General features: G+C 76.4%; 14 protein-coding genes, 1 pseudogene and 1 riboswitch. Of the genes and pseudogenes, 13 read left to right on the top strand and 2 right to left on the bottom strand.

Annotated elements, in window-relative coordinates; translation table 11 throughout:
- Window positions 1-81: 81 nt before the first annotated feature.
- From ACWENR_RS03765 to ACWENR_RS03715, 11 genes and pseudogenes are all read left to right on the top strand, one after another.
- Window positions 82-861: pseudogene (locus tag ACWENR_RS03765) on the top strand (hypothetical protein); the annotation flags it as partial.
- 103 nt (window positions 862-964) lie between these two features.
- Window positions 965-1,621: an SAF domain-containing protein gene (locus ACWENR_RS03760; RefSeq protein WP_452275519.1), complete on the top strand. Its 657-nt coding sequence runs from the start codon at window positions 965-967 to the stop codon at window positions 1,619-1,621.
- Between the two features lie 2 nt (window positions 1,622-1,623).
- Entirely contained in the window at window positions 1,624-2,424 is an 801-nt protein-coding gene (locus tag ACWENR_RS03755; RefSeq protein WP_452275518.1) for a ParA family protein, read from the top strand.
- Window positions 2,414-3,997 carry a CpaF family protein gene (locus ACWENR_RS03750; RefSeq protein WP_452275517.1) on the top strand — a complete coding sequence of 528 codons (1,584 nt, stop codon included), beginning with the start codon at window positions 2,414-2,416 and terminating at the stop codon, window positions 3,995-3,997. The genes ACWENR_RS03755 and ACWENR_RS03750 overlap by 11 nt, the downstream gene beginning before the upstream one ends.
- Window positions 3,998-4,003: 6 nt before the next feature.
- Entirely contained in the window at window positions 4,004-4,903 is a 900-nt protein-coding gene (locus tag ACWENR_RS03745) for a type II secretion system F family protein (RefSeq protein ID WP_452275516.1), read from the top strand.
- Window positions 4,904-5,132: 229 nt separating this feature from the next.
- Window positions 5,133-6,005, top strand: a complete 873-nt coding sequence (locus ACWENR_RS03740) for a type II secretion system F family protein (protein ID WP_452275524.1) — start codon at window positions 5,133-5,135, stop codon at window positions 6,003-6,005.
- A 26-nt stretch (window positions 6,006-6,031) separates the two neighbouring features.
- A complete protein-coding gene (locus ACWENR_RS03735) occupies window positions 6,032-6,235 on the top strand; it encodes a hypothetical protein (protein WP_452275515.1) in 204 nt (67 codons plus the stop codon).
- A gap of 90 nt (window positions 6,236-6,325) precedes the next feature.
- Complete coding sequence (locus ACWENR_RS03730; protein WP_452275523.1) at window positions 6,326-6,757, top strand: TadE/TadG family type IV pilus assembly protein; 432 nt, start codon at window positions 6,326-6,328, stop codon at window positions 6,755-6,757.
- On the top strand, window positions 6,742-7,221 hold the full coding sequence (locus ACWENR_RS03725; protein WP_452275514.1) for a TadE/TadG family type IV pilus assembly protein: 480 nt from the start codon (window positions 6,742-6,744) through the stop codon (window positions 7,219-7,221). The genes ACWENR_RS03730 and ACWENR_RS03725 overlap by 16 nt, the downstream gene beginning before the upstream one ends.
- The gene (locus ACWENR_RS03720; protein ID WP_452275513.1) at window positions 7,218-7,658 is read left to right on the top strand and encodes a pilus assembly protein TadG-related protein; all 441 of its coding nucleotides are present in this window, start codon (window positions 7,218-7,220) and stop codon (window positions 7,656-7,658) included. The genes ACWENR_RS03725 and ACWENR_RS03720 overlap by 4 nt, the downstream gene beginning before the upstream one ends.
- 15 nt (window positions 7,659-7,673) lie before the next feature.
- Entirely contained in the window at window positions 7,674-9,140 is a 1,467-nt protein-coding gene (locus ACWENR_RS03715) for a LysM peptidoglycan-binding domain-containing protein (RefSeq protein ID WP_452275512.1), read from the top strand.
- 236 nt (window positions 9,141-9,376) lie between these two features.
- Here the strand turns inward: ACWENR_RS03715 and ACWENR_RS03710 are convergent, their stop codons facing one another.
- Together ACWENR_RS03710 and bluB are read right to left on the bottom strand one after the other, a co-directional pair.
- Window positions 9,377-10,216 carry a Rieske 2Fe-2S domain-containing protein gene (locus ACWENR_RS03710; RefSeq protein WP_452275511.1) on the bottom strand — a complete coding sequence of 280 codons (840 nt, stop codon included), beginning with the start codon at window positions 10,214-10,216 and terminating at the stop codon, window positions 9,377-9,379.
- 335 nt (window positions 10,217-10,551) lie between these two features.
- Window positions 10,552-11,181, bottom strand: a complete 630-nt coding sequence (gene bluB, locus ACWENR_RS03705) for a 5,6-dimethylbenzimidazole synthase (protein WP_452275510.1) — start codon at window positions 11,179-11,181, stop codon at window positions 10,552-10,554.
- A gap of 36 nt (window positions 11,182-11,217) precedes the next feature.
- Window positions 11,218-11,415: riboswitch (cobalamin riboswitch) on the bottom strand.
- 284 nt (window positions 11,416-11,699) lie between these two features.
- Here bluB and ACWENR_RS03700 point away from each other — a divergent pair.
- Window positions 11,700-12,659 (top strand): EamA family transporter, encoded by a 960-nt coding sequence (locus tag ACWENR_RS03700; RefSeq protein ID WP_452275509.1) that lies wholly within the window; start codon window positions 11,700-11,702, stop codon window positions 12,657-12,659.
- Window positions 12,660-12,701: 42 nt separating this feature from the next.
- Window positions 12,702-13,445, top strand: coding sequence for a crotonase/enoyl-CoA hydratase family protein (locus tag ACWENR_RS03695; protein WP_452275508.1), 744 nt, complete (start codon window positions 12,702-12,704; stop codon window positions 13,443-13,445).
- Window positions 13,446-13,491 lie beyond the last annotated feature (46 nt).

Here is a 13,491-nt window from a genome sequence, read left to right as displayed (position 1 = left end):
AAGTCCTACCCCTACCTGGCCGTGACCCTCGACGAGGAGTTCCCGCGCCTGCAGGTGATGCGGGGCGCCAAGCGCAAGGGCGACGATCCGGGCACCCCGGGCGGTCCGGGCGGCGGCGGGGACTCCGGCGGGGGCGGCGACTCGGGCGGCGGCGGGGGCGGCGGGAAGTGCCAGTGGAACGGCCGCACCGTGAAGTGCTACGACGACCTGCTCGGGTGGTTCAACAACGGCGACGGCTGCTACTACAAGCTCACCGATCCGCAGCCCGAGGCTCCCGAGGGCAAGCAGTGGTACACGCGCACCTGCAACGGTGGCGCCCTCGGCACCCAGGTCAACGTCCTGCGGGACACCCCGCCACCCGGCTTCGGCGCGCCGCCCGACCCGGAGGAACTCGCCCGGCGGGCCCTCGCCAAGATCACCATCGCGGCGCCCCCGATCATGGTCGCCCCGCGCCGCAGCAAGGGCCCCGGACTGGTCGGCCTGCCCGTCTGGATGTGGGGCAGCAGCGACGAGCCGAAGTACTTCGGCCCGAAGCAGGGCGCGTCGGAGACCGACCGGGGCCTGACCGTGGAGATCACGGCGACGTTCGACCGGATCGTCTGGGACATGGGCAACGGCCGGACGGTCACCTGCGCCGACGCCGGCACCGAGTACGCGGCCGACGGGCTGCTCGCCGGCCGTCCCTCCCCCGACTGCGGCTACGACAGCGGCTACCCGAAGGCCGGCAACTACCGGGTGCGCGCCACCACGTACTGGACGGTGACCTGGCGTGGCGGCGGCGAGAGCGGCGTCATCCCCCTCACCCGGACGACGAACACGGTGCCGGTCCGGATCAACGAACTACAGGTGGTGTCCGAGTGAGCGCGAAGAACGAGCCCGGCCGGCGAGCCCCGGCCGGTGGCGCAGGTGCACCGCCCCGCCGCGCCGGGGCCGGTCGCCCGCAGTCGCGGACGGAGGGGGACCGGTGAGCGTCGCGACCCGTGACGGAACCGGACCGGTTGACGCGCCGGTCGCCCCGCCGAAGGTGGTACGGCAGCGCCGCACGCGGCCCGGGCTGCTCGGACTGGCGGTGCTGCTGATCGCCCTCGGCGGCCTGGGGGCGGCGTTCGCGGTCACCTCGGTACGCGCCACCGGCACCTACCTGGCGATCGCCCGGCCGGTCGAGGTCGGCCGGCAGATCGCTTCCGACGACCTGGTGCCGGTGCAGGTGGCCGGCGGCCAGGGGCTCGCCCCGGTGCCGGCCGGCCGGCTCGACGAGGTGGTCGGCAAGCGGGCCGCCGTGTCGCTGACCCCCGGCACCCTGCTGACGATGTCCCAGCTCACCGACGACCCGCTGCTCGGCCCCGGGCAGCAGCAGCTCGCGCTCGGCCTCGGGCCCGCCGAGGTGCCCGCCCGCGAGCTGCACCCCGGCGACAAGGTGCTGCTGGTCAGCACGCCGGACGACAACGACACCCCGGCCGGCGCCGCCACCCGGTTCGAGGCGACGGTCATCGACACCGCGACGTCGGACGACGCCGACGAGGTGGTGCTCTACCTGGCGCTGGCCGTACGGGACGTGCCGGCCGTGGTGGCCCTGTCCGCGCGGGATCGGATCGCCGTAGTGCTGACCGAGGCGGCCTGAGCATGGCCATCATCGCGCTGGTGTCGGCGAAGGGCTCCCCGGGCGTGACCACCTCGGCCCTGGCCTGCGCCCTGACCTGGCACCGGCGGCTGGTGCTCGCCGAGTGCGACCCGGCCGGCGGGTCGGTGCTCGCCGGCTACCTGGGCGGCGCCCTCGACGGTCCCCGGGGCATCGGCGAGCTGGCGGTCGGCGAGCTGCGGGACGGCAGCCTGGAGAAGGCGTTCTGGTCGCAACTGGTCGACCTGGACGCGCCCAGGCGGGAGCGGCTGCTGCTGCCCGGCGTCGTCGACCCGGCACAGGCCGGCAGCGTCACCCCGCTCTGGCAGCGCTTCGCCGACTTCTTCGGCAGCCTGGAGCACGGCGACCCGCCGTACGACGTGCTCGTCGACTGCGGCCGGCTGCACGTCGTCGGTCCGCCGTGGCCGATCCTGCGCGCCGCCTCGGTGGTGCTGCTGGTCAGCCGCGCCCGGCTGCCCGAGCTGTCCGGCACCCGCGCCATGGTCCGGACGATCGAGCGGGACTTCGCCGAGCACCGGGTGCCGCCGGGCAACCTGCGGCTGCTGCTGGTCGGCGACGGCCACGGCAGCGGCGAGGTGAGCAAGGCGCTGCGGCTGCCGGTCGTCGCCCGGTTGCCGCACGACCCGCGTACCGCCGACGTGCTCAGCCTGGGCGGCACCGTGCGGGCCGGTCGGCCGCTGATGCGCGCGGCCGGGGCCCTGGAGGTGCCGGTCGGGGCGCTGCTGGAGCGGCGGCGCGCCCGGCTGGCCTGGCCCGTGTCGCAGGGGGTGCCGGATGCGCTTTGAGCCCGTCTCCGCCGACCCGCGCCGGCAGCCGGCCGGCGCCACCACCGCCCTGCCGGCCGGCGCGAGCACCGCCACGCCGGCCGGCGTCACCTCCACCGCGCCGCCGCTGGCCCCGCCCAACGGGCGGCACCACCAGCCCCTCCCGCTGCCCGCGCCCCCGGCCGGGCCGCCGCCGCAGCCGCCGGCCCGGGCCCGGGTCGACTTCCAGGTGGTACGCGAGCTGCGCCGCGAACTCAGCGAGCGGCTCACCCGGTGGCAGCGCGGCCGGGAGTTCACCGTCGACGAGGAGGACACCGAGCGCGCCCGGCTCGCGGTGACGGTGGTGGCCGAGTACGCGGACGCGGTGCGCCGGGCCGGCACCCCGATGGCGGCCGGCGAGGAGCGGCTCCTGCTCGACCAGGTCACCGCCGAACTGGCCGGGCTCGGCCGCCTCCAGACGCTGCTGGTCGACGACACCATCGAGGAGGTGCACATCCTCGGCTGCGACCAGGTGCGCGTCACCCGGCACGGCGGCGGGGTGGACTGGGTCGAGCCGATCGCCGACAGCGACGACGAGCTGGTCGAGATCCTCCAGGCGGCGGCCCGCCGGGCCGGGGCCACCGAGCGCTCGCTGTCGACCTCGAAGCCCACCCTCGACCTGCAGTTGCCCGACGGCAGCCGGCTGGCGGCGGTGTTCCTGGTCAGCCACCGCCCGTACGCGGTGATCCGCAAGCACAACACCCTCGACGTGAGCCTCGACGACCTCGCCGGCGGCCGGGGCGACCTGGACGAGATGATCGACCCGCTGGTACGCGACTTCCTCCGCGCGTCGATGCGGGCCGGGCTGAACATCATGGTGGCCGGCCTCGCGGGCGCCGGGAAGACCACGGTCATCCGCGCGCTGATGAACGAGATCCCGGTCGACGAGCCGTACGTGCTGCTGGAGGAGAGCCGCGAGCTGCTGCCGGCCCGCCGCCGTCACAGGCACCGGGCGGTGATGAGCTTCGAGGCCCGCGAGGGGCACGGCGAGCGCGGGCCGGACGGCCGCCCCGCCGGCGAGGTGAGCATCGCCGACCTGATCCCCGTCTCGCTGCGGATGGGCGTGCTGCGGATCATCGTCGGCGAGGTCCGGTCCCGGGAGATCGTGCCGATGCTCCAGGCCATGACGACCAGCCGCGGCTCGATGTGCACCATCCACGCGCGTACGCCCGCCGGGGTGAGCGAGCGGATCATCGAGCTGGCGCTGGCGCACGGCCGGGAGATGACCGTCGACCAGGCCCGCCGGATGGCCGGCAACGCGCTCGACCTGATCGTCTACGTCACCGTCGAGGACGAGACCGCGATCGGCGGGCGCAAGCACCGCTTCGTCTCGCACGTCGAGGAGGTCATCGGCGTCGGCGACGGCAACCGGATCACCACCACGCAGGTGTTCGGGCCGGGCCCGGACGGGCGGGCGGTGCCCCGGCACCTGCCCGAGCGGATCCGCGCCCAGCTCCTGCGGGTCGGCTACGACGCCCGGCTGCTCAGCCGGTGGATCGAGGCCGGCACCGGCGCCTGGCGACGGCCCCGGCAGACCCGGCTCGGGCGGCGGTGAACGGAGATGCCGGTCGACGTCGAACTCGTCGCGGTGGCCTCCGGGGCCGCCTGCGTGGCCGGGCTGCTGCTGGCGGTCGTCGCGCTGGTGGGCACCCGCCGGCCGCCCGCCCGGCCCGGCGCGGGCCGGGGGCTGGACCGCCTGTGGAAGGGCTCCGGCGCGACCCCGCGTGAGCAGCGGGCGCACCAGGCCCTCCTGGTCGGCGCCCTGGTGGCCGGCGCGCTGGCCTTCCTGGTGACCGGGCTGCCGGTGGTCGGACTGCTGGTCGCGGTGGCGGTCCCCGGCACCCCGTGGCTGTTCTCCGTGGGCAGGGCCGAGCAGCGGGCCATCGCCCGCATCGAGGCCGTCGGCGAGTGGACCCGCCGACTCAAGGACGTCTCCGCCACCGGCCAGGGCCTCCAGCAGACGATCATCGGCACGGTCGCCACCGCGCCCGAGGAGATCCAGGAGGAGGTACGGCTCCTCGCCGCCCGCCTCCAGGCCGGCTGGCTGGCCCGCTCCGCGCTGCTGGCCTTCGCCGACGAGATCGGCGACCCGGTCTGCGACCAGGTGGTGGCAGCGCTGATCCTGCACGTGACCGACCGGGGCGAGCGCCTCGGCGACGTGCTCGGCTCGATCGCGCACGCGGCGGCGGCCGAGGTCGCCACCCGCCGCGAGATCGAGGCGAAGCGCACCCAGCCCCGCTTCGCGGTCCGCTTCCTCACCGGGATGACCCTGGCCACCGTCGCGTACGGGCTGCTCAACACCGAGTACGTCCGCCCGTACGGCACGCCCTTCGGGCAGCTCGTGATGGCGGCGCTCGGCGCGGCCTTCGTCGGCCTGCTGACCTGGGTGCGGTCGATGAGCCAGCCGCGCCGGCCGGCCCGCTTCCTGCCCGCCCCCGACCCGGAGGAGGTGCTGGCGTGAGCGCGAGGAGCGAGCCTGCGAGCCCCGCAGTCGCGAACGAAAGGCAGGCCCCCGCGAGCGCGAGGAGCGAGCTCGCGAGCCCCGCAGTCGCGAACGAAAGGCAGGCCCCCGCGAGCGCCAGGAGCAAGCCTGCGAGCCCCGCAGTCGCGAACGAAAGCCAGGCCCGCGCGAGCGCGAGGAGCGAGCCTGCGAGCCCCGCGGTCGCGAGCGGGAGGTCGGTCCGGTGAGCGTGGTCCTCAACTGGCAGCTCGCGGTCGCCGTCAGCGGCGGGGCGGCGGTCGGGCTGGGCGTCTTCCTGGTGGTCCGCGAGCTGGTGCCGGCCACCCCGGCGCTCGGGCCCGCGCTGCGCCGGCTGCACCAACCGCCGGGCGCCGGGCAGCTCACCACCCCCGCCGACCGGCGGCTGGAGTGGCTCACCGGGCTGTCGCGCTGGCTGCGGCCACCGCACCGGCAGCTCGCCCTGATCGACCGGACCCCCGAGCAGTACGCCCTGTCGATGCTGCTCTCGGCGCTGATCGGGCTCGCCGCGCCGACGCTGCTCGGGGTCACCCTGCTCGCCGTCGGCGTACGGCTGCCGGTGGTCGTGCCGGTGCTCGGCAGCCTCGGGCTGGCGCTGCTCTGCGCGCTGGTCGCGCACCGGTCGGTGCTGGACCGGGCGGACAGGGCGCGCGACGAGTTCCGCCAGGCGGTCTGCACGTACCTCGACCTGGTCGCCCTGCAACTCTCCGCCGCGCACGGGCCGGTGCAGTCGCTGGAGCGGGCGGCGGCGGTCTGCGACGGCTGGGTCTTCGACCGCATCTCCGAGTCCCTGCGGATCGCGCAGATGCAGATGCACTCGCCCTGGGACGAGTTGCGCGACCTCGCCGAGCGGATCGGCATCCCGGAGCTGGGCGACGTGGGCGCGATCATGCGCTCCTCGGGCAGCGAGGGCGCGCAGGTGCACGAGACCCTGCGCAGCCGCGCCGACTCGCTGCGCGACCAGATCCGCACGGACAACCTGGCCCGGGCCGAGGGGGTGACCAGCCGGCTCGACATCCCCGGGGCGCTGCTCGTCTTCGTCCTGCTCGGCTTCGCCGTCTATCCGTTCATCGCCCGCCTGTGATCCGACCCCGAGAGAAGGAGCACGTCATGTCCGTCATCACCTATCTGCACGTCGCGCTGGCGGCGCGCCTGGCCGAGCTGCGTCGCGACGGCGAGCGGGGCGACAGCCCCGTACCCACCGCGGTGATCATCTTCGGTCTGGTCGCCGTCGCGATGGCGGTCACCGCCGCCGCCCTCGCCTCGGCCAACGACTGGATGAGCAACATCCCGAAGCACCAGGACCCGAAGTAACGCCGGGCCGTGCGCCGAGCAGACTCCGTCCCGGGGCGCCGGGCGGCCACCGCCGCCCGGCGTCCCGTCGCGGCCGTCGCCCGGCGCCGGATCACCGCCGGCGTCCGGCGCGGGATCGACGCCGGCGGCCGACGGCTCGCGGCGGGCGGGGCCGAGCGGGGCGCCAACCCGGTCGAGTTGGCGGTGGCGCTGCCGGCGATCCTCCTGCTGCTCTTCGCCTCGATCCAGACCGCCGCGTGGTTCGTCGCCCGCTCCACCGCGTTGAACGCCGCGCAGAGCGCGGTCAACGCGCAACGGCTGCACCAGGCGCCGCCCGGCTCCGGCGAGGCTCGCGCCGTCCGCTTCCTGCGCGTCGCGGGCGGCTGGCTCGTGGACTGGGACGACCCCGGCCCGAGCTGCGAGACCAGCGCCACCGAGGTGACTTGCACGGTGCGCGGCCGGTCCCTGTCGGTCGTACCCGGGGTCGACTTCCCGGTGCGCCAGACCGCGCACGGGACGGTGGAACGGTGGACCACGCCGTGAGCCGGACCGCCGAGCGGGGCTCGGTCTCGATCGAGGTGGCGGTGCTCGCCCCGGCCTTCGTCGCGCTGATCGTGCTGGCCGGCGTCGCGGGGCGTACCGCCGTGGGGGCCGAGGCGATCGACGCCGCCGCCCACGACGCGGCCCGCGCCGCCTCGATCTCCCGGGACGCCCGCACCGCCCGCGCGGAGGCCCGGCAGGCGGCCCGCCGGCAGCTGGACTGGCGCGGCCTGAACTGCGTCGGCGCTCCGGAGGTGACGTTCAGCGGCGCGGTACGTGGTCGGGCCACCACCTTCGACGCGGCGTTCCGCAGCCCGGCCGGGCAGGACGCCTCGGTGACCGTCCGGATCGCCTGCACGGTCTCCTACCAGGACCTGCACCTGTCGGCCCTGCCGGGAATGCCCGCCGGCACGCGGGTGTCGGCGAGCTTCACCTCGCCGCTGGACCGCTACCGGAGCCGGGGATGATCGCCCGTCGCCGCCGGCTGCCCGGTCACGACGACGGGCGGGTGAGCGTCTTCCTCGCCGTGGCGATGGTGGGGATCCTCGCGGTCATCGGCATGGCCTTCGACGGCGCGGGCCAGTTGCGCGCGTTGCAGCGCGCCGACAACCTCGCGGCCGAGGCCGCCCGCGCCGGCGGCCAGGCCATCGACCGGGCCACCGCCATCGAGGGCGGGCCGACCCGGATCAACCGCCCGCAGGCCCGCCGGGCCGTCGCGGACTACCTCGCCGCGGCCGGCGCCACCGGCCACACCGTCAGCTTCCCGAGCGTCGACGGGGAGACCCGGGTCCGGGTACGGGTCACCGTCACGCACCGCCGAGCCATGCTCGGCCTGTTCGGCTTCGACGAGACCGTCACCGTCTCCGGCGAGGCGACCGCGCGGCCGCTCACCGGGGCACCGTAGGAAGGGAAGGCAGCCATGGCCGCATCGGGGCGTTCCGCCGTACGGCGGACCGGACGCATCCTGACCGGGTTCGGCGCGCTCGTCGTGCTCTGCGCGGTGCTGGCCGGCGCGCCGGTGGCGCTGCTCGCCCTCGCCGGCAATCCGCTGCCCGACCACCTGCCCACCGTCGCGGAGATCGGCGCGGCCCTGACCAGCCGCGACGACGGGAGCCTCTTCCTGCGCGCCCTGGCGCTGGCCGGCTGGTTCGGCTGGGCCACCTTCGCCTTCTCGGTGCTGGTGGAACTCTGCGCACAGGCGCTGCGCCGTCCGGCGCCCCGGCTGCCCGGGATGAGCCGCCAGCAGCGCGCCGCCGCCGCGCTGGTCGGTTCGGTCGCGCTGATCGTCGCGGCCAGCCCGGCGGCGAGCGCGGCCACGGCGGTCGCCGGCCCGTACGCCCTGCCGGCGCCGACCACGGCGGCCGTCGCGACCGTCGCGGCTCCGGCGACAGCGGCGGGCCCGGCGGAAACGGCGACCACGGCGGCCGTCGCGGCTCCGAGGGCAGCGGCGGCGGGCCCGGCGGAAACGGCGGCTCCAAGGGCAGCGGCGACGGCTGCGACACCGGCGGCAGCGGCGGCAGCGGCGACGGGTCCGGGGGCAGCGGCGACGGCTGCGGCTCCGGCGAGTCCGGCGGCAGCGGCGAGTCCGGCGGCAGCGGCGGCGGGCCCGGGCGACCGCCCGGTGGCGGGTCCGGCCGACGGCCCGGCGGTGTACCGGGTGGCCCGGGGCGACCATCTGGGCACGGTCGCCGAGCGCTACCTGGACGACTTCGGCGACTACCGTGAGCTGGCCGCGCTGAACCGGATCGCCGACCCGGACCGGATCCACCCGGGCCAGTTGCTGAAGCTCCCCCAGGAGGCCGAGGACCGGGGTGCCCGCCGGCACGCCAACGGCCGCCTCGTCGCCCGCCCGGCGCCGGCTCCCCGGCCAGCGCCCGAACAGGGTGCCCCGGAGCGGACGACGCCGGCCCCACCGGCGGAAGCGCCGGCCCCGGCGGCGGAGGCCCCGGCGCCCGGCGACGACGGTCCTACGGTGACGGTCGGGGCGGCCCGGCCCGGCGAGCCCGACCGGGTGAACCGGCCGCTCGCGGTCACCGCCGTCCTGGCGGTGGCGAGCATCGTCGGCGCGCAGATCGGCGCGGTCCTGGGCCTGCGCCGCCGCCCGGCCCACGTGCCGGCGGGCGCGGCCCGCACCGGAGCCGCCCGCCGCTCGGGCACCGGCAGGACAGGGCGCGCGGGCACCGGCGAGGCGAGGCGCTCAGGCACCGGCACAGCGCGCCGCTCAGGTACCGGCGAAACGGGCCGCTCAGGTACCGGCGGCGTGGGGCACGGCGGGGGCGGGCACGCGACCGGCCGCCCGTCCGGTGGGACGGGCGTCGGCGCCCAGGCGCGGGCGCATGCCGAGGCCGTCGGCGACATCCCCGTCGGCCGTCATCGCCGCCCCTGACGCGTCCGCCACGTCCACCCGGTCCGGCCAAAACGTGGCCCCTGACGCGTCCGCCACGTCCACCCGGTCCGGCCAGGACGTGGCCCCTGACGCGTCCGCCACACCCACCCGGTCCGGCCAGGACGTCGCGGACGCCGTGACCACCCGGAGCATCCGGTACGCCGGGACACCGGCACGGACCGACCCGCCGAATCCGGTCCGGTCAGGACGTCGCCGGCCTCCTCCGCGACCGGCGGTCAGGGAAGGCGGGCCTCCAGCATGCCGTCCACGACGCGGGTCGGCAGGATCTGCTGGTCGTTGCCGGACGGCCCGTGCACGACCTCGCCGCCGTTGAGGCGGAACGTGCTGCCGTGCCAGGGGCAGACCACGCACTCGTGCCCGTCGACCTCACGCACCTCGCCCTGCCCGAGCGGGCCGCTCTGGTGCGGGCACCGCTCCAGCATCACGGTGACCTCGTCGCCGTGCCGGTAGAGGATCACCGAGACGTCGTCGATCTCCCGGGTGATCAGCTTCCGCTGCGGCAGGGCGGCCATGTCGGCGAGCGCGTGCCAGCCGTCGCTCATCCGGTGCAGCTCGGAGATGCTCTGGTTGACCTGCGCGCCCTGCTTGTACGCCAGGTGCCCGCCGATGTAGGCCCCCATGCTCGCGGCGCTGAGCCCGAGGAAGCCCAGCGTACGGCCGAGGTTGTGCCGGCCGGACATCCGCGCGGCGACGGAGCCGGCGTAGAACGCCAGGCCGACGCTGTTGGAGGCGGCGTGCACCAGGCCGATCCGGCGCTGGTCGCGGGCGAGGGCAGCCCAGTCGTTGAGCCCGGCGACCGCCGCCGGCAGGGCGCTGACGGTACCCAGCGCGCACAGCGTGGTGGCCGCCCGACGCTGCCCCGGCATCAGGTCCAGCACGGCGGTGCTGATCCACGCGCCGACCGGCACCTGCACCATCGCCGGATGCAGCGGGTGCCCCAGCCACACGCCGTGCAGCAGGTCCCTGACCCGCTGCGGACGGAGGGTCGCCTGGACGGCGCGCTGCAGCCGGTCGCCGATCCGGTCCAGCCCGGAGGCCTGCTCGATCTTCGTCATCAGTGCTCGCACCCGTACCGACTTCCCGGCAGGAGCGGCCGCAAACCGGTCGCCGGTGACGGATCCGCAGCCGTACGTGACGAGGCACCTCCCGGCCCGCAACCGGACGCGCGGCACGTGGCGACGTGGTGAACGCCCGCCCTCACGACCGGCGCCGGCCCGCCGACGCCCCCCCCCCCCGCAACGAAGATCCGGACAGCTTCCCGGAAAGAGTGGCCTCGGCACCGCTCGGATACCACTCTTTCCGGGAAACTGCGCGACCGCCCGAACGCCCGAACACCCGACCGCCCGACCGCCCGCTCGACGCCGGACGGGGCACGCGACGGGCGGGGGCGTCAGGGGGTCGGTGGGGTCCAGCGGTCGTGGTGGATCGCCTCGGCCAGGGGGCGTTTCTGGCGCCAGCCGTGCCGGGCCAGGTCGGGTACGCGCTCGAAGTGGGTGACCGGGCCGACGCAGAGCCACGCCACCGGCCGGACGCCGTCGGGGATCCCGAGCAGGTCGGCGAGCCACGGCTCCCGGTAGAAGGACACCCAGCCGACGCCGAGCCCTTCGGCGGTCGCGGCCAGCCAGAGGTTCTGGATGGCGAGGCAGGCGGAGTAGAGCCCGGTGTCGGCGATGGCGTGCCGACCGAGCACGGCGGGGCCGCCCCGGGCCGGGTCGTAGGTGACGACCACCGACAGGGTCGACTCCAGCACGCCGTCGATCTTGATGCGGGCGAACCGTTCGGCGGCCTCCCCGTCCAGCGTGGCGGCGAACGTGGCCCGTTCGGTGTGCACGTGCTCGTGGAACCGGCGCCGCAGTTCCGGATCGCGGACGACGACGAAGTCCCAGGGCTGGGAGTAGCCGACGCTCGGCGCGGCGTGTGCCGCCGCGAGCACCCGGTGCAGCGTCTCCTCCGGCACGGGCGCCCCGGTGAACTGGGCGCGTACGTCCCGGCGGAGGTGGATGACGTCGTACAGATCCAAGGCAGGCTCCCGCTGCGCTCGGCCCACGCCCCGGGCGTGGGCACCTGACGCGAGGCCGGTCTTCGGACTCCCGGATCGTCGCCTGGCCGCCCGCCTTCCCAGCCCGTCGGCCAGTGGCTGCGCTTTCGCGCGTGGACGGTGGCTCCCCGGTCACCGCGGCGGGCCCGTGCCGGATTCGCACCGGCTTCCCGATTCTCCCCGCTCGCGCGGGGCACCTCACATGATCGTGCCGTCCGGCATGGTAGCGGGACCCGCCACGCGTCGCCGCCGGCCGGGGACCACCCGGCCAGCCCGACGACGGCCAGAGACCGCCAGGCCAGCGCCACCGACAGGCGGCGACCACCCGGCCGGCGCCACCGACAGGCGGCGACCACCCGGCCAGCGCCACCGACGACAGGCAGCGACCACCCGGCCGGCGCCACCGACAGGCAGGGACCACCCGGCCAGCGCCACCGACAGGCAGGGGCCGCCGGGTCGGCGTGGGAATCCGGTCGCGGCGCGCGTCGTGGAAGAGCACCGTGGTCCGGGTGTACGCGCTCGCCTCCCGTCCCCTGCCGGCCGGCCACCCGGCTGCCCGGCCGACCGTCGCCCTCGGCCGGCCCCGGGCCGTGCCGCCGCCCCTGCTGATGCTGCTGGGTATGCTCTCGACCCAGGTCGGGGCGGCCATCGCCAAACAACTCTTCGGCAGCACCAGCGCCGGCGGCACGACCACGCTGCGGCTCGGCTTCGCCGCGCTGATCCTGCTGCTCGTGGCCCGGCCCGGGCTGCGGCTGGGTTGGCGCGCCGCCGGCCTGGTCGGGGCGTTCGGGCTCAGTCTCGCGCTGATGAACCTCGCCTTCTACGCGGCCCTGCACCGGGTGCCGCTCGGCGTCGCCGTCACCATCGGGTTCGCGGGGCCGCTGCTGGTCTCGCTCGCCGGCAGCCGCCGCGCCGCCGACGTGGCGTGGGCGGCCCTGGCGGGCGGCGGGGTGCTGCTGATCAGCGGGCTGGGCGGCGCCGGGCTGGACCGGGTGGGGCTGCTGCTCTGCGCCGCCGTCGCGGTCGGCTGGGCCGGGTACGTGCTGCTCGGCAAGGCGGTCAGCGCCCGGGTGCCGGGCAGCCGGGGCCTCGCGCTGGGGATGGCCGTCGCCGCGCTGGCCGTCCTGCCGTTCGGGGTGGCGGACAGCGGCACGGCGCTGCTCGACCCGTGGACCCTCGCGCTGGGCGTCGCGGTGGCGCTGCTGTCGTCGGTGCTGCCGTACTCGGCGGAGCTGGCCGCCCTGCGCCGCATGCCGGCCCGGGTCTTCGCGGTCCTGCTCAGCCTGGAGCCGGCGATCGGCGCGCTGGTCGGGCTGCTCCTGCTGGGCGAGCTGCTGGCCTGGCCGCAGGTGGTCGGGGTGGCCTGCGTGGTCGGCGCGGCGCTGGGCGCGACCCTGGTCGGCGGCCGCCTCACCCCCGGGGAACGCGACGCACGCCGGACCGCGCGGCCGGTGAGCTGACGGCCCTGGCGCCGCCGGCACCGCCGGGGGCATGCTGTCCCGATGGGCGTACGGGTCGAACGCGACGGGCCGGTGACCACGGTGATCCTGGACCGGCCGGCGGCGCGCAACGCTGTCGACGGGCCGACGGCCCGGGCGCTGGCCGACGCGTTCCGCGCCTTCGAGGCGGACGGCGACGCGGCGGTGGCCGTGCTCTGGGGCGCGGGCGGCACGTTCTGCGCCGGGGCCGACCTGAAGGCCATCGGCACGCCGAGCGGCAACCGGGTGGAGCCGGCGGGCGACGGCCCGATGGGGCCGACCCGGATGGCGCTCGGCAAGCCGGTGATCGCCGCCATCTCGGGGCACGCGGTGGCGGGCGGGTTGGAGCTGGCGCTCTGGTGCGACCTGCGGGTCGCCGAGTCCGACGCGGTGCTCGGGGTGTTCTGCCGGCGCTGGGGGGTGCCGCTGATCGACGGGGGAACGGTCCGGCTGCCCCGGCTCATCGGCGAGAGCCGGGCGATGGACCTGATCCTGACCGGCCGGCCGGTGCCGGCCGAGGAGGCGTACGCCATGGGGCTGGTGAACCGGCTGGTCGCGCCGGGCGAGGCGCGGGCGGCGGCCGAGCGGTTGGCGGCCGAGATCGCCGGGCATCCGCAGACGTGTCTGCGCAACGACCGGGCGGCGCTGCTCGCCGGTGCCGGCCTACCGGAAGCGGCGGCGCTGGAGGTGGAGCTGGCGTACGGGATGGAGTCGCTGACCGCCGACGCGGCGGCCGGTGCGGCCCGCTTCGCCGCCGGCGAGAGGTGAGGAAGGGCCCCTTCCCAACGCTATGCGTGGGGAAGGGGCCCTTCCT

The organism is Micromonospora sp. NPDC004336 (assembly GCF_053602615.1).
This window is presented reverse-complemented; position numbering and strand designations above follow the sequence as displayed.